Source organism: Streptomyces luteosporeus (assembly GCF_039532865.1).
Taxonomy (GTDB): Bacteria; Actinomycetota; Actinomycetes; order Streptomycetales; family Streptomycetaceae; genus Streptomyces; species Streptomyces luteosporeus.
In genome coordinates, this window is record NZ_BAAASL010000022.1 from 25,151 (window position 1) to 41,848 (window position 16,698).

General features: G+C 73.5%; 16 protein-coding genes. 7 read left to right on the forward strand and 9 right to left on the reverse strand.

What is annotated here, in order from left to right; translation table 11 throughout:
* The first annotated feature begins 109 nt into the window (after positions 1-109).
* Positions 110-2,515 carry a ribonucleoside-diphosphate reductase subunit alpha gene (locus ABD361_RS24880; protein ID WP_344438153.1) on the forward strand — a complete coding sequence of 802 codons (2,406 nt, stop codon included), beginning with the start codon at positions 110-112 and terminating at the stop codon, positions 2,513-2,515.
* The gene (locus tag ABD361_RS24885; protein WP_344438155.1) at positions 2,515-3,540 is read left to right on the forward strand and encodes a ribonucleotide-diphosphate reductase subunit beta; all 1,026 of its coding nucleotides are present in this window, start codon (positions 2,515-2,517) and stop codon (positions 3,538-3,540) included. Before ABD361_RS24880 ends, ABD361_RS24885 begins: the two co-directional genes overlap by 1 nt.
* Before the next feature lie 70 nt (positions 3,541-3,610).
* Here the strand turns inward: ABD361_RS24885 and def are convergent, their stop codons facing one another.
* From def to ABD361_RS24925, 8 genes are all read right to left on the reverse strand, one after another.
* The gene (gene def, locus ABD361_RS24890) at positions 3,611-4,240 is read right to left on the reverse strand and encodes a peptide deformylase (RefSeq protein ID WP_344438156.1); all 630 of its coding nucleotides are present in this window, start codon (positions 4,238-4,240) and stop codon (positions 3,611-3,613) included.
* Positions 4,241-4,330: 90 nt separating this feature from the next.
* Positions 4,331-5,323 carry a tetratricopeptide repeat protein gene (locus tag ABD361_RS24895; protein WP_344438157.1) on the reverse strand — a complete coding sequence of 331 codons (993 nt, stop codon included), beginning with the start codon at positions 5,321-5,323 and terminating at the stop codon, positions 4,331-4,333.
* A 290-nt stretch (positions 5,324-5,613) separates the two neighbouring features.
* Entirely contained in the window at positions 5,614-6,816 is a 1,203-nt protein-coding gene (locus ABD361_RS24900) for an HD-GYP domain-containing protein (RefSeq protein ID WP_344438158.1), read from the reverse strand.
* A gap of 62 nt (positions 6,817-6,878) precedes the next feature.
* Positions 6,879-8,270, reverse strand: coding sequence for an HD-GYP domain-containing protein (locus ABD361_RS24905; RefSeq protein ID WP_344438159.1), 1,392 nt, complete (start codon positions 8,268-8,270; stop codon positions 6,879-6,881).
* Between the two features lie 222 nt (positions 8,271-8,492).
* Positions 8,493-8,822, reverse strand: coding sequence for a mycothiol system anti-sigma-R factor (gene rsrA / locus ABD361_RS24910; RefSeq protein WP_344438161.1), 330 nt, complete (start codon positions 8,820-8,822; stop codon positions 8,493-8,495).
* The gene (locus tag ABD361_RS24915; RefSeq protein ID WP_425583318.1) at positions 8,819-9,499 is read right to left on the reverse strand and encodes a sigma-70 family RNA polymerase sigma factor; all 681 of its coding nucleotides are present in this window, start codon (positions 9,497-9,499) and stop codon (positions 8,819-8,821) included. The genes rsrA and ABD361_RS24915 overlap by 4 nt, the downstream gene beginning before the upstream one ends.
* 331 nt (positions 9,500-9,830) lie before the next feature.
* On the reverse strand, positions 9,831-10,475 hold the full coding sequence (locus ABD361_RS24920; protein ID WP_344438163.1) for an alpha/beta hydrolase family protein: 645 nt from the start codon (positions 10,473-10,475) through the stop codon (positions 9,831-9,833).
* A gap of 61 nt (positions 10,476-10,536) precedes the next feature.
* Entirely contained in the window at positions 10,537-11,370 is an 834-nt protein-coding gene (locus tag ABD361_RS24925; RefSeq protein WP_344438164.1) for an SOS response-associated peptidase, read from the reverse strand.
* Positions 11,371-11,411: 41 nt separating this feature from the next.
* Here ABD361_RS24925 and ABD361_RS24930 point away from each other — a divergent pair, with 41 nt between their 5' ends.
* The 4 genes from ABD361_RS24930 (at position 11,412) to ABD361_RS24945 (ending at position 15,023) form a co-directional block, all read left to right on the forward strand.
* Positions 11,412-12,128 carry a M50 family metallopeptidase gene (locus tag ABD361_RS24930; RefSeq protein WP_344438165.1) on the forward strand — a complete coding sequence of 239 codons (717 nt, stop codon included), beginning with the start codon at positions 11,412-11,414 and terminating at the stop codon, positions 12,126-12,128.
* A gap of 102 nt (positions 12,129-12,230) precedes the next feature.
* On the forward strand, positions 12,231-13,577 hold the full coding sequence (aroA, locus tag ABD361_RS24935) for a 3-phosphoshikimate 1-carboxyvinyltransferase (protein WP_344438166.1): 1,347 nt from the start codon (positions 12,231-12,233) through the stop codon (positions 13,575-13,577).
* Positions 13,578-13,594: 17 nt separating this feature from the next.
* On the forward strand, positions 13,595-14,602 hold the full coding sequence (gene rsgA, locus ABD361_RS24940; RefSeq protein WP_344438167.1) for a ribosome small subunit-dependent GTPase A: 1,008 nt from the start codon (positions 13,595-13,597) through the stop codon (positions 14,600-14,602).
* Between the two features lie 97 nt (positions 14,603-14,699).
* Positions 14,700-15,023 carry a DMT family transporter gene (locus tag ABD361_RS24945; protein ID WP_344438169.1) on the forward strand — a complete coding sequence of 108 codons (324 nt, stop codon included), beginning with the start codon at positions 14,700-14,702 and terminating at the stop codon, positions 15,021-15,023.
* A 39-nt stretch (positions 15,024-15,062) separates the two neighbouring features.
* Here the strand turns inward: ABD361_RS24945 and ABD361_RS24950 are convergent, their stop codons facing one another.
* Positions 15,063-15,713 carry a TetR/AcrR family transcriptional regulator gene (locus tag ABD361_RS24950; protein WP_344438171.1) on the reverse strand — a complete coding sequence of 217 codons (651 nt, stop codon included), beginning with the start codon at positions 15,711-15,713 and terminating at the stop codon, positions 15,063-15,065.
* Between the two features lie 137 nt (positions 15,714-15,850).
* Between ABD361_RS24950 and hisN the strand changes: the two genes are divergently transcribed.
* Positions 15,851-16,654: a histidinol-phosphatase gene (gene hisN, locus ABD361_RS24955; RefSeq protein WP_344438174.1), complete on the forward strand. Its 804-nt coding sequence runs from the start codon at positions 15,851-15,853 to the stop codon at positions 16,652-16,654.
* The last annotated feature ends 44 nt before the right edge of the window (positions 16,655-16,698 follow it).

Below are 16,698 nucleotides of genomic sequence, written 5' to 3' on the forward strand. Positions count from 1 at the left end.
GGCCGGCGGACGCTGCGCGGCACGCTCCCGAGTTCCGAGTCGGACGTGCCCGTACGCGACCGTCGCGCGCACCCGCCCGGCCACCACAGCCGAGCGAGGAGAGCCACTCGTGACCATCGCGCCCGCAGATCCGGTTGCAGGTCCCGTCTCAGCGAACGCGGAAGCGGCCGACGGCCCCGGGACCGCGCTGCTGCGTGCCCTGACGGACCTCACCGCCGATCTGCCCGCCACCGACCCGGGCAAGGTCGCCGCCGCCGCGCTGCGCGGCCGCAGCGCCGCGGCGGACGAGGCGGAGCTGCGCTCCCTCGCCACCGAGGCGGCCGCCGGCCTGATCGCCGAGGAGCCGGAGTACTCCAAGCTCGCCGCCCGCCTGCTCACCCGCGCCATCGCCGAGGAGGCGGCCGGCCAGGGCGCCACCTCCTTCTCCGCCTCGGTCGCCGTGGGCCACCGCGAGGGCCTCATCGCCGACGACACGGCCGCCTTCGTCGCCACCCACGCCGCGCGCCTGGACGCGCTCGTGGAGGCGGCCCTGGCCGACGGCGCCGACGACCGCTTCGGCTACTTCGGCCTGCGCACCCTGCACAGCCGTTACCTGCTGCGCCACCCGATCCACCGCGACGTGATCGAGACGCCGCAGCACTTCCTGCTGCGCGTGGCCTGCGGCCTGGCCGAGGACCACAGCGAGCGGGCCCTGGAGGACGTGGCGGCGCTGTACCGGCTCACCAGCACGCTGTCGTACCTCCCCTCCTCCCCCACGCTCTTCAACTCCGGCACCCGCCACCCGCAGATGTCGTCCTGCTACCTGCTGGACTCCCCGCTGGACGAGCTGGACTCGATCTACGACCGCTACCACCAGGTCGCCCGGCTCTCCAAGCACGCGGGCGGCATCGGCCTGTCGTACTCGCGCATCCGCTCCCGCGGCTCGCTCATCCGCGGCACCAACGGCCACTCCAACGGCATCGTGCCGTTCCTGCGCACCCTGGACGCCTCCGTCGCCGCGGTGAACCAGGGCGGCCGCCGCAAGGGCGCCGCCTGCGTGTACCTGGAGACCTGGCACGCGGACATCGAGGAGTTCCTGGAGCTGCGGGACAACACCGGTGAGGAGGCCCGCCGCACCCACAACCTGAACATCGCGCACTGGATCCCGGACGAGTTCATGCGCCGCGTCGAGGCCGACGCCGACTGGTCGCTGTTCTCCCCCGCCGACACGCCCGACCTGGTCGACCTGTACGGCGACGAGTTCGACGCCGCCTACCGCCGCTACGAGGCCGAGGGCAAGGCCGTCCGCACCATCCCCGCGCGCGTGCTGTACGCCCGGATGATGCGCACCCTGGCGCAGACCGGCAACGGCTGGATGACGTTCAAGGACGCCGCCAACCGCACGGCCAACCAGACGGCCGAGAAGGGCGCGGTCGTCCACTCCTCGAACCTGTGCACCGAGATCCTCGAGGTCACGAACGACGGCGAGACGGCCGTGTGCAACCTCGGTTCGGTCAACCTGGCGCAGCACCTGGGCGCCGACGGCGACATGGACTGGGAGAAGCTCGACGCGACCGTCCGCACGGCCGTCACCTTCCTCGACCGCGTCGTGGACATCAACTTCTACCCGACCGAGCAGGCCGGCCGCTCCAACAGCCGCTGGCGCCCGGTGGGCCTGGGTCTGATGGGTCTGCAGGACGTCTTCTTCCGCCTGCGCCTGCCCTTCGACTCGGCCGAGGCGAAGGAGCTGTCCACCAAGATCTCCGAGCGGATCATGCTCGCCGCGTACGAGGCGTCCGCCGACCTCGCCGAGCGGCACGGCCCGCACCCGGCCTGGGAGGCCACCCGCACCGCCCGCGGCGTGCTGCACCCGGACCACTACCCCAACGCCGTCGCCGCGTGGGAGGACCGCTGGGAGGCGCTGCGCGCCCGCATCGCCGCGGTCGGCATGCGCAACTCCCTGCTGCTGGCCATCGCGCCGACGGCCACCATCGCCTCCATCGCGGGCGTGTACGAGTGCATCGAGCCGCAGGTGTCGAACCTGTTCAAGCGCGAGACGCTCTCGGGTGAGTTCCTGCAGGTCAACACCTACCTGGTGAACGACCTCAAGGAGCTGGGCGTGTGGGACCGCGCCACCCGCGAGGCCATGACCGAGGCCAACGGCTCCATCCAGGACATGAAGTGGATCCCGCAGGACGTCCGCGACCTGTACCGCACGGCCTGGGAGATCCCGCAGCGCGCCCTGATCGACATGGCCGCGGCCCGTACGCCGTACCTGGACCAGAGCCAGTCGCTGAACCTGTTCATGGCCTCGCCGACCATCGGCAAGCTCAGCTCGATGTACGCGTACGCCTGGAAGCAGGGCATCAAGACGACGTACTACCTGCGCTCCCGCCCGGCCACCCGCATCGCCCGCGCCGCCTCCGGCGCGAGTGCCGGTGCCGCCACGACCATCCCCGTGCAGCAGGCCGCGCCCGACGCGGACGCCATCGCCTGCTCCCTTGAGAACCCCGAGTCCTGCGAGGCCTGCCAGTAATGACCACGGCATCCGACGACCGCCCCAAGAACCTGCTCGACCCGGGCTTCGAGCTGACCCTGCGCCCCATGCGGTACCCGGACTTCTACGACCGCTACCGCGACGCGATCAAGAACACCTGGACCGTCGAGGAGGTCGACCTCCACTCGGACGTCGCCGACCTCGCCAAGCTCTCCCCGGGTGAGCAGCACATGATCGGCCGCCTGGTCGCCTTCTTCGCGACCGGCGACTCGATCGTGGCGAACAACCTCGTGCTGACGCTGTACAAGCACATCAACTCGCCCGAGGCGCGCCTGTACCTGTCGCGGCAGCTGTTCGAGGAGGCCGTGCACGTCCAGTTCTACCTGACGCTGCTCGACACCTACCTGCCCGACCCGGACGACCGCGCCGCCGCCTTCGCGGCCGTGGAGAACATCCCCTCCATCCGCGAGAAGGCGCAGTTCTGCTTCAAGTGGATCAACGAGGTCGAGAAGCTGGAGAGCCTGCAGACGAAGGCCGACCGCCGTCGCTTCCTGCTCAACCTGATCTGCTTCGCGGCGTGCATCGAGGGCCTGTTCTTCTACGGCGCCTTCGCCTACGTCTACTGGTTCCGCAGCCGCGGCCTGCTGCACGGCCTGGCGACCGGCACCAACTGGGTCTTCCGCGACGAGTCCATGCACATGGACTTCGCGTTCTCCGTCGTGGACACCGTCCGCGAGGAGGAGCCGGACCTCTTCGACGACGAACTCCAGCAGCAGGTCACCGACATGCTCAAGGAGGCCGTCGAGTGCGAGCTGCAGTTCGCCCGCGACCTGTGCGGCGACGGCCTGCCCGGCATGAACACCGACTCCATGCGCGAGTACCTGCAGTGCGTCGCCGACCAGCGCCTGCAGCGCCTGGGCTTCCCCCCGGTGTTCGGCTCGGAGAACCCGTTCTCCTTCATGGAGCTGCAGAACGTCCAGGAGCTGACCAACTTCTTCGAGCGCCGCGCCTCCGCGTACCAGGTGGCGGTCGAGGGCTCGGTCTCCTTCGACGACGAGTTCTAGTCACACGTTCCCGTCACACGACGAAAGGGCCCGTACGGAGCGATCCGTACGGGCCTTTTCGTCGTACCGACTAGTCGTTGGGGACGACCGGGTAGCGCGGGGTGCCCTCGGCCATCTGACGCAGGGCGTCCTTGCGCTCGCGCTTGGAGAGGCGGTCGATGTAGAGGCGGCCGTAGAGGTGGTCCGTCTCGTGCTGCAGGCAGCGGGCGAAGTAGCCGGTGCCCTCGACGGCGATCGGGTTGCCGTGCATGTCCTGGCCGCGCACGACGGCGTAGTCGGGGCGGGCCAGCGGGGCGTACGCCGTGGGCACGGACAGGCAGCCCTCGTTGGAGTCGTCCAGGACGCGGCGCTCGGCCGGCAGTTCGTCCAGGACGGGGTTGACGACGTGGCCGACGTGGCGGACGCCCTCGTCGTCGGGGCAGTCGTAGACGAAGACCTTCAGGTCCACGCCGATCTGGTTGGCGGCCAGGCCCACGCCCTCGGCGGTGCGCTGGCTGGCGAACATGTCGTCGATGAGCCGGGCGAGCTTGTCGTCGAACTCGGTGACGTCCTTGCACTCGTTGTGCAGGACGGGGTTGCCGACGACCGTGATCGGGTGCGAGGTGCCGCGCTCGCGGTGCTCCGCCTCACGCTTCTCGGCGTCCGTCACGTCGTCGATGAACTCTCCGGTCGCCCGGTGCTCGGTCTCTTGCTGCGCCATGTCCGCCGTATGCCTCTCTCACAACCAGAAAGCAATATCTTGCCCTGTATCCACTGGGCCCCATACAGGGTAAGGGGGCGGGGCGGCGGCTCAGCAGACCTCTTCGAGATCCCGCCATTCGCGGGTGTCCGGGCTGTCGGCCACCCAGCCGTCCAGCAGGCCGCGCACCAGGCCGGGCGGGGCGGCGATGCCGCACTCGCGCTCGGGCACCCACAGCGAGCCGGATCCGGAGCCCGCCGTGCGGTGGCCCAGCGGGCCGGGGTGGCCGGGCTCGCTGTGGTCGTGCGGGTCCAGGTGCTCGCCGTCGCCCTCGTCGCTGGGCATCCGGCTCTCCGAACAGGTGCGGCACAGCAGGCGCACGGAGGAGGACCAGTCCTCGGCGGCGAAGCCGGCGTCGGCCGCGAGGCGCTCCAGGGCGTCGCGGTCGGCCTCGGTGGCGGCCTCCAGGAGCACCACCCACGTCGGCACGGGCGAGGGCGCCCACAGCTCGATCTCGTCGAAGACGGGGTAGGAGGGCCCGGCAGCGGTCACCCGCTCGCCGTGCGGGACGCCGTCGTGCAGCACGACCTCGCCCCAGCGGCGGCCGGAGGACGGCAGCGGGATGGAGAGCACCTCGATGCGGGCCGGGTCCAGGCGGCGGCCCCAGACGACCTCCGCCTCGCCCTCCGGGGAGAGCCGCACCGCCGCGCTGCCCAGCTCCATGCCGGCCGGCTCCCCGGCCGGTCCGCCCTCGCCGGGTACCTTCAGGCCGTACGCCTGCCAGGCGCGCCGGGCCAGCGGCCAGTCCTGCAGGGCGGTGGCGGCGATGCCCACGTTCCACCAGTCGGGGGCGCCCGTCTCCCGCTCCAGCAGCGCCACCGCACGCAGGCCCGCGGCGCGGGCCTGTTCCCAGTCGTGCCGGAACTTGTGCAGCAGCGCGAGGTTGAACCACGACTCGGACAGCCACGGCTCCATGTCGGCGGCGCGGGTGAGCAACGCGCCCGCGTCCTCGTAACGGCCGTCGCCGATGAGCGTGAAGGCACGGTCGGTGGCCTGCCGCCACGAGGCGGAAGGCCGGTGCCGCACCCTGCCGAAGATCCTCACGATTCCCGCCTGCCGGTTTGTGCGTGCAACCACGCCGGATGGACCGGGTGGGGGCCGCCGTCCCGCACGGGGACCGCCCGCCACACCGCGTGCGTACCGGGGAGCGCTGCCGTGCCCGCCCCGGATGTCCTCTTGGCCTTCTTGCCGATGACGGCGCGCACGACACCCCCCGAATTACGCGTCTTCTGCGTTCTCGCCATTCTCGTTTCTTCTTCGCATCCAACCATGCCCCTCCGGACGCCCGCTCATTACCCGCGGGTTCGGCGGGCCAGTCGCGTTCGGCGGTGCGCTCAGGGGCCCGGCGGCGCGGAGCCGCCCCGGGCGAGCACCCCGGCGAGCGCCTCCACCACCCTGGGCTCGTGGTCGTGCGCGGTCGCCAGGCGCAGGCGCTCCAGCGCGCGCAGGGGGCCGCACGCGGGGTCCCTGGCCAGGTCGTCGTAGGCGTTGACCGTACGGACGATGCGCGCGGGGAGCGGCTGCTGCCGGTACGGCTCCGCCTGTTGTTCGACCACCAGTGCGACTTCCGGGGGGACCCCGGTCCTGCGCACGACCGCGCCCCCGAGCCGGGCGATGCGGCGGCGCTCCTCGGCGGGCAGCGGCTCGGTGGCGCCGGCGGGCACCGGGTCGACCAGCGAGAGCTGGCCGATGTCGTGCATCAGCGCCGCGTCCTCCAGGACGGCGAGGTCGGTCCGGGACAGGCCCAGCTCCCGGCCCACGGCCCGGGCCAGGAGCGCCACGCGCCGGGCGTGGCCGGCGGCCGTGTAGCCCGCGATCTCGGTGGTGCGGGCCAGGGAGGCGACCGTCTGCCGGCGGGTGGCCCGCACCGCCTCGTAGCGGTGCGCGGAGAGCTGGGTGACCAGCAGCGGCAGGCACAGGACGGGCAGCGCCCACAGGCCGGCCGCCGCCACGGCCAGCGCGAGGACGACGCCGCCGGCCCCGATGGCCCACCCGGTCCCGGGCACGGCGCGCAGCTCCTCGCGCAGGGCCGCTCCGTACGCCCCCGCGCCGCGGGCGCACGCCAGGGCGGCGGCGAGCACGGCGTCGTACAGGGTGGTCAGGGCGAGCAGGAACAGCAGGAACAGCGCGTAGTACGGGCTGTGCGCGGGCCACCGGTCGAGCGCCCCGCAGGCGTGCAGCGGCTGGAAGCAGACGGCGGCGAACCCGGCGCCGAGCACCCGGCGGGCGAGCCGGTCCGCGGCGGGCGGGCGGCCGACCGCACCGGCGAGGGTGGCGCCGAGGACGACGGCCACGACCTGGGGCGCGCCGTGCGAGGTGGGCTCCCCGCCCACCTCGCCGAGCAGGGCGTACGCCAGGGTGCCCGCCGAGCCGAGGGGCGCACTCTCGCGCATCCCGGCGGCGGGGCGGGGGCGCCGGGCGGCCTCCCCCAGCGCGATCAGCACCCCGTAGGCGAGGGCAATGTGCGGCTGGGCGAGACCGCGCCAGGCGGTCCAGGCCAGCGCGGCCACGGCGGCCGCGCCGGCGGTGGCGTGCACGCACCGGACGAGGGGCACGCCGGCGCAGGCCCTGGGCGCGGCCGCGGCCGGCGGGGGCCGGGTCACCGGGGGCCGCCGGCGGAGGGGGCCGGCCCGGGGGCGGCGGTGATCTCGGCCGTGATGTCGGTGGTGATGTCGGAGGGGATCTCAGCAGTGATCTCGCCCGTGATCCCGGCCGTGATCGAACGCTGATCAACAGGGACGTTTCGGCTGACCGGAACCGGGGTTCCGGTACGCCATCCGTGCCGGTCCAGGGCCCGGCACAGGGCGGCAACCATGCGCGGGTCGAAGTGCGAGCCGGCGCAGCGGCGCAGCTCGGCGAGGGCGGCCGGGACCGGCCGGGCCCTGCTGTAGCTGCGGGTCGAGGTCATCGCGTCGAAGGCGTCGGCGACGGAGACCACCCGGGCGGCCTCGGGGATCTGGTGGCCCTTCAGGCCGTGCGGGTAGCCGGTGCCGTCCAGGCGCTCGTGGTGGTGCAGGATCGCGGCGCGGGCCTCGTCGAGGAAGCCGATGCCGCGCACCATCTCGTGCCCGTACTCGGGGTGCAGTTCGATGACCCGGCGCTCCTCGGGGGTCAGCGGGCCGTCCTTGCGCAGCACCCGGGTGGGCACGCCCAGCTTGCCGATGTCGTGCAGGGTGCCGGCGAAGCGCAGCGCCTCCAGGCGGGCGCCGGTGAAGCCCAGCTCGCGGGCGATCAGCACGGCGGCGCGGCCCACGCGCTCGCTGTGGCCGCGGGTGTAGCGGTCCTTGAGGTCGACGGCCTGCACCAGGGCGCGCACGGTGGCCCGGTGGGCGGCGCGCTCGCGGTGGCAGCGGTCGAGGACCCAGGAGGACAGGGCCATGGGGAGCAGCACCAGCAGGGCGGCCGGGGGCCCGTAGGGGCTGTGCCACAGCACGGCCATGAGCAGCGCGGTCGGGCCGCAGAGCAGCGCCGGCAGCAGGGCCTCGGGCAGCGGGGTGCGCCAGGCGGTGCGCGGGGAGCGGCCCTCGGCGGTGACGAGGACGCCGCCGTCGAGGGCGGCGACCACGGCGGCCAGGACGAGGGCGGCGGCCAGGGCCGGCAGCAGGGCGGCGGGGAAGCCGGGGGCGGTCACCAGACGGGGGCCGGCGAGCCCGTAGGCGAAGGAGGCGGCGCCGGTGGCGAGCGCGTACTGGGCGGCGTGCCACAGCCGGCGTACGCGCGCCGGGGGGCGGACGTCCCGGGCGGCCAGCGCGCCGGGCACCGCGACCAGGCCCGCGGCCTGCGGCGGCAGCAGGAAGGCGCCGGCGAGCAGGAGGGGCAGGGCCAGCCTGCAGCGCGGCAGGAGTTCGCAGGCGGCGCCGGCGGCGGCCAGCAGGACGACCGAGGACCAGGGGACGGCGGACGGATCGCGTACGGCGGGCGCGGCGCACAGCGCGGCGGCGAGCACGGCACACGCGATGTACGCGCGGGCCGCCGCCGGAAGTGGCCCCATGGCGCGTCCTCCCCGACCGTCGGCGTGGCGTCTGGACGGTGAGAATAGGCTCCGCGGAGCCCTCGGAGCCGCCCTGAGGGTATTGCGCCGTCCGTTCGGGTGACGTTCCCGGGTGCGGTGTTTTGGATCAGTGCCTGCGGCGGACGATGGCGCCCGGCGGCGGCGTGCGCCGCGTCATGCTCCGCCGCGTCCTGCTCTGCCGCGTTCCGCTCTGCGGGCGGTTCAGTCCTGCCGGCCGGCGGCCTCGGCCGCCTCCGCGCGGGCCTCGGCGACCACGTCGCGCTCGGGCACGGAGGCGCCCGAGCGGATCAGCTCGATGCGCCCCATCACCTTGGAGCGGAGGTCGGCCGGCACGTCGTCGTGGCCGCAGCAGCGCTTGACGAGCTTCTTGACCGCCTGCTCCAGGCCGTACTTCTCCAGGCAGGGCGAGCACTCGTCGATGTGCACCTCGAACTTGGCGCACTCGCCGGCCGGCATCTCGTGGTCGAGAAATTCGTAGAGGTGGTCGAGGACTTCAGAGCAGTCCGTCTCGTGCGGGTCTCCGCAGCTCATGAGTCCGACCCTTTCCGGTTGTGCGACTCGTCGGAACCGTTCGGCGCGGAACCGGCCCCCGCCGGCACCAGGCCGCGCTCGCGGGCGTAGTCCTCCAGCAGCCCGCGCAGCTGCCGGCGACCGCGGTGCAGCCGGGACATCACCGTGCCGATGGGGGTACCCATGATGTCCGCGATCTCCTTGTAGGCAAACCCCTCGACGTCCGCGAGGTAGACCGCTATGCGGAACTCCTCGGGAATGGCCTGGAGGGCCTCCTTGACATCGGAGTCGGGCAGGTGGTCGAGCGCCTGGGACTCCGCCGAGCGCAGTCCGGTCGACATGTGCGACTCGGCGCGGGCCAGCTGCCAGTCCTCGATCTCCTCGGACGCGCTGCGCAGCGGCTCGCGCTGCTTCTTGCGGTACGAGTTGATGAAGGTGTTGGTCAGGATGCGGTACAGCCACGCCTTGAGGTTGGTGCCGTCACGGAACTGGTGGAACGACGCGTACGCCTTGGCATACGTCTCCTGCACGAGGTCCTCGGCGTCGGCGGCGTTCCTCGTCATGCGCAGCGCGGCGGAGTACATCTGGTCGAGGTAGGTCAGCGCGTCGCGCTCGAAACGGGCATTGCGCTCCGCATCGGTCTCGGCGCCGCGTCCGCTCGCGGTGTTCTCCGCGTCGGTCCCAGTGACCGGACCCACCTCCTCCTCCAATGCCATGGCAGCGCCCGCACCGGACCCGCTCGAATCGGAGAATAGACGACGATCCGGCGCGCCCGCCGCTCCAGCCGCAGCCGGCTGGGCCACCCTCAGCACCGCCCAGTCCAGGTCGGCCGTCTGCGGGCGGGACGGGCATGCGATCGAACCCATGCTGGCGAGCTCCCATTCCTTCGTCTTGCCGGTTGCAGCACTGCGTACGCGTGTCAGACGCAACAACAGCACCGGCCCGCGGATCATTCCCGGCGGTACGGTTTCGTTTCCGCGGTCTCGTCCGGGGTTGCGCTGGTCAGCTGCCGCATGGGGCCGGCGGCCGTCAGATCGCCCTGAGCCACATTCCGACCGCACGGACGATTCCCGCCAGCGCCTCCTCCTGGGTGACGTCCGCCTTCTTCGGCACCGCGAAGCCGTGGTCCCCCCAGGGCACCGCGACGGGCTCGGTGCCCGCGGGGAACTCCTCGGGGCGCCCGAACGGGTCACGGGCGCCCTGCACCACGAGGACGGGCACGCCCGCGCCGGTCAGCTCCTCGGCGCGGGAGTTCTCGGGCCGGCCCGGCGGGTGCAGGGGGAAGCTCAGGGCGAGCACGGCGGCGGCGCCGAGCTCCCCAGCGGTACGGCAGGCGACGCGGGCCCCGGCACTGCGGCCGCCGGCCACGACGGGCAGGCCGGGGGCGGTGAGAGCGGGCCACACCGCGCGCCACGCCGCGTCGAGCGTCTTCGGCGCGGGCGCCACGCGCTTGCCCGCCACCCGCCAGGGCTGCTCGACCAGGGCCACGCCCACCCCTTCGGCGGGCAGCGCGGCCGCGAGCGCCTGCAGGTCGCGCGCCTCCACCCCGCCGCCGGCGCCGTGTCCGAGGGCGAGCACGAGGCGGGCCGCGGCGGGGGCCAGGTGCCAGTGGATGCGGGCCTCGCCCACGGGGGTGTCGACGTCCTGCACGGTCACTGCGATCTTCGTGGTCACGACCCCATCCTGCCCCGCGGTCCGGTCGGAACAGCGTTGCCGGTCGGAACAGCGTTGCCCGTCAGAAGAGCATCGCCTCCTGCGGTGCCGGCAGCTCCGTCAGCAGCTCCGGCCCGTTGTTGCGCACGTCGCTGACGGCCGTGGCGACCGGGTGGGCCCGCAGGAGTCCGGCGGGCGGCGGCTCCAGCAGCCCGCGCAGGGCCTCGACGTCGGTGTTCGCCGGGTCCAGCCAGGCCGCCCACCGGTCGGGGGTGAGCAGGAGCGGCATACGGGGGTGGATCTCGGCGAGCGAGCGCGGCCCGGGCTCCTCTGCGGCTCCGGCGGCCCCGGTGGCGGCGAAGGGTTCGCTGTGCGCCTCGGTGGTGATCACGGAGCAGGTCGCCCACCACGCCTGGGGGTGGTCCGGCGGCAGGGTGGGGTCGCGCCAGAACTCGTACAGCCCGGCCATCGCCATCACCGAGCCGTCGACGGGCCTGACGAAGTACGGCTGCTTGCGGGTGCGCTTGCGGCGGCCCTGCTCCTCCAGCTCCCGCTCCTGGGCGCCGGTGACCCACTCGTAGTAGCCGTCGGCGGGCAGCAGGCAGCGCCGGGAGGCGAAGGCGCTGCGGAAGGAGGGCTTCTCGTGCACGGTCTCGGCCCGGGCGTTGATCATCCGCGCGGCGCCCTCCGGGCTCCTGGCCCAGGACGGGACCAGGCCCCAGCGCAGCGCTCTGAGCTGCCGAACCGGACGCCGGTCCGCGGCGTCTTTCAAGGGACGCTCGAGCACCACGTGGACGCTCTTCGTCGGCGCCACGTTCCAGTCCGGAGCGAGCGTCTCCTCCGGTTCCCACTTCTCCACCTCGAAGAGCCCGGCCAGGTCCTCCGCCCGCCGGCTCGCCGCATATCGACCGCACATGAGTGCCACACTGCCACGACGACGCAAGGAGCGGCCCAGAAATGGACAGCAGTACCAGTGCCACCGGCCTGTGGAGCCGCGTCGTCGGCACCCAGCCGCACCCGTCCCTCTGGCTGGTTCTCGTCACCGGGCTCATAGCCCTCGCCGCTGTCATGCCCTTCCGCGTCTGGCGCATCACCCGTAACGCCGTGACGATCGCCCACGAGGGTGGTCACGCCCTGGTGGCCGTGCTCAGCGGGCGGCGCCTGGACGGCATCCGGCTGCACTCCGACACCTCCGGACTGACCGTCTCCCGAGGCCGGCCGACCGGCCTCGGCATGGTCCTGACCGCGGCCGCCGGCTACCCCGCCCCCTCGCTGCTGGGCCTGGCCGGCGCCTGGCTGCTGGCGGCCGGGCACATCACCGCCCTGCTGTGGGGCGCGACCGCCCTGCTGGCCGCCGTGCTCGTGATGATCCGCAACGCCTACGGGGCCCTGACGGTGGTGCTGGCCGGGGCGTCCTTCGTCCTGGTCTCCTGGCTGACCGGGCCCCCGGTGCAGGCGGCGTTCGCGTACGGGGTGGTGTGGTTCCTGCTGCTCGGCGGGGTGCGGCCGGCCTTCGAGCTGCAGCGCAAGCGGCGGCACGGCGGCGCCGCCGACTCCGACGCCGACCAGCTCGCCCGGCTGACCAACGTGCCGGCCGTGGTGTGGCTCGCGATGTTCCACCTCGTCGCCCTGTGCGCCCTGACGGGGGGCGGACGCTGGCTGCTCGGCCTGTGAGGCCTGCTCGACCTGTGAGACCTGCGAGGCTTGTGAGGGGCGCATGACCGGCCCGTGAACGCCGGGGCCGAACCCCGCGCGGAACGTCAGTAAGGTAAAGGCATGACCGAGAGCCCCGCGCACCCCGACCTCTGGCCCGCTCCCCTCGCGACCGGGGCCGTCGACGCCACCGTCACCGTGCCCGGCTCGAAGTCGGTCACCAACCGCGCCCTGGTGCTGGCCGCCCTCGCCGCCGAGCCCGGCTGGCTGCGCCGCCCGCTGCGCTCGCGCGACACCGTCCTGATGGCCGACGCGCTGCGCGCCATGGGCGTGGGCATCGAGGAGGGAGTCGGCCCCGACGGCACCGGCGAGGCCTGGCGGGTCATCCCGGCCCAGCTGCACGGCCCGGCCACCGTCGACGTCGGCAACGCCGGCACCGTGATGCGCTTCCTGCCGCCGGTCGCCGCGCTCGCCGACGGGCCGGTGCGCTTCGACGGCGACCCCCGCAGCTACGAGCGCCCCCTGCACGGCGTGATCGACGCGCTGCGCGCCCTGGGCGCCCGCATCGACGACAACGAGCGCGGCGCACTGCCGCTGACCGTGCACGGCGCCGGCGCCCTGGACGGCGGCCCGGTGGAGGTCGACGCCTCCTCGTCCTCGCAGTTCGTCAGCGCCCTGCTGCTGTCGGGCCCGCGCTTCAACCAGGGCGTCGAGGTCCGCCACACCGGCCCCACCCTGCCGTCGCTGCCGCACATCCGCATGACCGTGGAGATGCTGCGCGCGGCCGGCGCCCAGGTCGACACCCCCGAATCCGGGGGCGAGCCGAACGTCTGGCGGGTCTCCCCCAGCGCCCTGCTCGGCCGCGACCTGGTCATCGAGCCCGACCTGTCGAACGCGGCGCCGTTCCTGGCCGCCGCCCTGATCACCGGCGGCCGGGTCACCGTCACCGACTGGCCGGAGCGCACCACCCAGCCGGGCGACTCGCTGCGCGAGATCTTCACCGCCATGGGCGGCCGCTGCGAGCTGACCGAGGCGGGCCTGACCTTCACCGGAACGGGCCGGATCACCGGCATCGACGCCGACCTGCACGAGGTCGGCGAGCTCACCCCGGTGATCGCGGCGGTCGCGGCGCTGGCGGACTCCGAGTCCGTCCTGCGCGGCATCGCCCATCTGCGCCTGCACGAGACCGACCGGCTGGCAGCCCTGGCCAAGGAGATCAACGAGCTCGGCGGCGACGTCACCGAGACCGAGGACGGGCTGCACATCCGGCCCCGTCCGCTGCACGGCGGTGTCTTCCACACCTACGAGGACCACCGGCTGGCCACCGCGGCGGCCGTGCTCGGCCTCGTCGTGGACGGCGTCCGGGTGGAGAACGTCGCCACCACCGCCAAGACCCTGCCCGACTTCCCGGGGCTGTGGACCGGGATGCTCGGTTCCGTCGCGGGGGCGACGGCGGCGCCGAGAAGCTGAAGAGACCTGGAAGCACCATGCGCCGCTACGGCAAGCACACCGACGAGGACGACGTCCGCGTACGCCCCAACCGCAAGGGCAACCGCCCCCGCACCAACATCCGCCCCAAACACGAGGACGCCGCCGAGGGCTTCGTCCTCACCGTCGACCGCGGCCGGCTGACCGTCCTCGTCGAGGACCGCACCATCATGGCGATGAAGGCGCGCGAACTGGGCCGCAAGGGCGTCGTGGTCGGCGACCGGGTGGCGGTCGTCGGCGACCTCAGCGGCGCCAAGGACACCCTCGCCCGGATCGTGCGGGTCGAGGAACGCAGCTCGGTGCTGCGCCGCACGGCCGACGACGACGACCCGTTCGAGCGGGTGGTCGTCGCCAACGCCGACCAACTGGCCATCGTCACCGCGCTCGCCGACCCCGAGCCGCGGCCCCGGCTGATCGACCGCTGCCTGGTCGCCGCCTACGACGCGGGGCTGGAACCGCTGCTGGTGCTGACCAAGTCGGACCTGGCGCCGGCTGAGAAGCTCATGGAGTCCTACGGCTCCCTCGGCGTGCCGTACGTGGTCACCAACCGCGAGGAGCTGGCGAGCGGGGACGCGGCCGACCGCGTCCGCGAGCGGCTGACGGGCCGTCTGACCGCCTTCGTCGGGCACTCCGGCGTCGGCAAGACGACGCTGGTCAACGCCCTGGTGCCGGACCGGCAGCGGGCCACCGGCCACGTCAACAAGGTCACCGGCCGGGGCCGGCACACCACCACCTCGGCGCTGGCCCTGCCGCTGCCGGACGACTCGGGCTGGGTCATCGACACCCCCGGCGTCCGCTCGTTCGGCCTGCACCACGTCGACCCGGCCCGCGTCATCCACGCCTTCCCCGACCTGGAGCCGGGCGCGGAGAACTGCCCGCGCGCCTGCAGCCACGACGAGCCGGACTGCGCGCTGGACGAGTGGGTGGCCGACGGGCACGCCGACCCGCAGCGGCTGTACTCCCTGCGCCGGCTGCTGGCGACCCGGGAGCGGCGCGAAGGCGACTGATCGCCTACGTTTGCGAGTGTCCGCCGCTGGCAAGGGCATGCAAGGGCGCGCCCGGCACCGGGACCGCGCGGCGGTCCGCGGAACGGGAGGCAAACTGATGGCGTGGCTGCTGGTCGTCGTCGCCGGGCTGCTGGAGACCGGCTTCGCCGTCTGTCTGAAGCTCTCGCACGGCTTCACCCGGCTGTGGCCCACGATCGCCTTCGCCTGCTTCGCCCTCGGCAGCTTCGGCCTGCTCACGCTCTCCCTGCGCAAGCTCGACGTGGGGCCGGCGTACGCCGTGTGGACGGGCATCGGCGCGGCCGGTACGGCCATTTACGGCATGGTCTTCCTCGGCGACCTGGTCTCCACGCTCAAGATCGTCTCGATCAGCCTGGTGATCGTCGGGGTGATCGGACTGCAGCTGTCCGGCTCCTCGCACTGAGCGCGCCCGAAGGGGCGCTGCACGATCCGCCGGTCACGCCTACGGCCTGTCCGGCGCGAGCAGCGCCCGGGTCAGCCGGGCGACCTCGCCGGCGGCCTCGTCGTCCGAGGCGGCGGGGGCGACGACGTACGACAGGGTCAGCCGGACGGCGGCCTCGCAGGCCCGGCACAGGGCGCACTCGCCGGCCTCCGGGAGCTCCTCGGGGTGCTGCGGCGGGCCGCCGAGGGCGGTCACCGCGCTGACGCGGATCCGCTCGGCGAGCGCGGCGGGGGTGGGCGGGGCGCCGCGGAAGGGCCGCGCGTCGCGCGGCGTGCGCGGCCCCGGTAAGGGGGGTGCGGCGGCGGGTGGCAGGCGGTCGCCGCGGCAGCCGGTCAGGGCGGCGCGTACGAACGGGTTGCCGCGGGCCGCGCGCAGCGTCCACAGGGCCGCGGCCGCCAGGGCGTCACCGGCGTCGGTGCCGGCGCGGGCCGCGGCGTCGCTCAGGGTGCGCTCGACACCGGTGAGGAAGGCCTCCGCCTCGCGGCGCACCAGGGCGCGGGCGAGCCCGTCCTTGCTGCCGAACTCGTTGTAGAGGGTCTGGCGGGACACACCGGCGGCGGCCGCGACGTCCACCATCCGGACCCCGTGCCAGGGCCGGGCGGCGAGTGCCGTGAAGGCCGCGTCCAGCAAGAGCTCTCGTGCCGCGGGCATCGTCGCCTCCTCGGCCGCGGGGCCGCACGACGGTTGGGGCAGCCCACAGAATTGACGCAGCGCCAGAGGGTGTCAAGAGGCCCGGCCGGCCGCGCCGCGCACGCGCCCCCGCCCCGGCCGCAGGTAGTGTGCGTTACATGTCCGACTACCACGATGATCTGCGTCTGGCCCACGTCCTGGCGGACGCCGCCGACGCGGCCACCATGGACCGGTTCAAGGCCCTCGACCTGAAGGTCGACACCAAACCGGACATGACACCGGTGAGCGAGGCGGACAAGGCCGCCGAGGAGCTGATCCGCGGCCAGCTGCAGCGTGCCCGCCCGCGGGACGCCGTGCTGGGCGAGGAGTTCGGCAGCGAGGGCGCGGGTCCGCGGCGCTGGGTGATCGACCCGATCGACGGCACCAAGAACTACGTGCGCGGGGTGCCGGTCTGGGCCACGCTGATCTCCCTGATGGTGATGGAGCAGGGCGGCTACCAGCCGGTGGTCGGACTGGTCTCGGCGCCGGCGCTCGGGCGGCGCTGGTGGGCGGCGAAGGGATCGGGCGCCTTCACCGGGCGCAGTCTGACGTCCGCCAGCCGGCTGCAGGTCTCGCGGGTGGAGCGGATCGACGACGCGTCGTTCGCGTACTCGTCGCTGTCCGGGTGGGAGGAGCGCGGCATGCTGCCGGGCTTCCTGAACCTCACCCGGGACTGCTGGCGCACGCGCGGCTACGGCGACTTCTGGCCCTACATGATGGTCGCCGAGGGCTCGGTGGACATCTGTGCGGAGCCGGAGCTGTCCCTGTGGGACATGGCGGCGAACGTCGTCATCGTGGAGGAGGCCGGCGGTCGCTTCACCGGCCTGGACGGGCGTCCGGGACCGCACAGCGGCAACGCGGCGGCGTCGAACGGATTGCTGCACGACGAACTGCTCAACTATTTGCGACCGCCGGGTTCTTAAACCCATCATATGGTCGTAAAAATCTGGCAAAATTCAGCCTTCTG

Coding starts and splice junctions, on each gene's coding strand:
- ABD361_RS24925 (WP_344438164.1), bottom strand. CDS start 11,370: ATGTGCGGTCGATATGCGGCGAGCCGGCGGGCGGAGGACCTGGCCGGG.
- ABD361_RS24945 (WP_344438169.1), top strand. CDS start 14,700: ATGGCGTGGCTGCTGGTCGTCGTCGCCGGGCTGCTGGAGACCGGCTTC.
- ABD361_RS24930 (WP_344438165.1), top strand. CDS start 11,412: ATGGACAGCAGTACCAGTGCCACCGGCCTGTGGAGCCGCGTCGTCGGC.
- aroA (WP_344438166.1), top strand. CDS start 12,231: ATGACCGAGAGCCCCGCGCACCCCGACCTCTGGCCCGCTCCCCTCGCG.
- hisN (WP_344438174.1), top strand. CDS start 15,851: ATGTCCGACTACCACGATGATCTGCGTCTGGCCCACGTCCTGGCGGAC.
- def (WP_344438156.1), bottom strand. CDS start 4,240: ATGGCGCAGCAAGAGACCGAGCACCGGGCGACCGGAGAGTTCATCGAC.
- ABD361_RS24905 (WP_344438159.1), bottom strand. CDS start 8,270: ATGGGGCCACTTCCGGCGGCGGCCCGCGCGTACATCGCGTGTGCCGTG.
- ABD361_RS24950 (WP_344438171.1), bottom strand. CDS start 15,713: ATGCCCGCGGCACGAGAGCTCTTGCTGGACGCGGCCTTCACGGCACTC.
- rsgA (WP_344438167.1), top strand. CDS start 13,595: ATGCGCCGCTACGGCAAGCACACCGACGAGGACGACGTCCGCGTACGC.
- ABD361_RS24885 (WP_344438155.1), top strand. CDS start 2,515: ATGACCACGGCATCCGACGACCGCCCCAAGAACCTGCTCGACCCGGGC.
- rsrA (WP_344438161.1), bottom strand. CDS start 8,822: ATGAGCTGCGGAGACCCGCACGAGACGGACTGCTCTGAAGTCCTCGAC.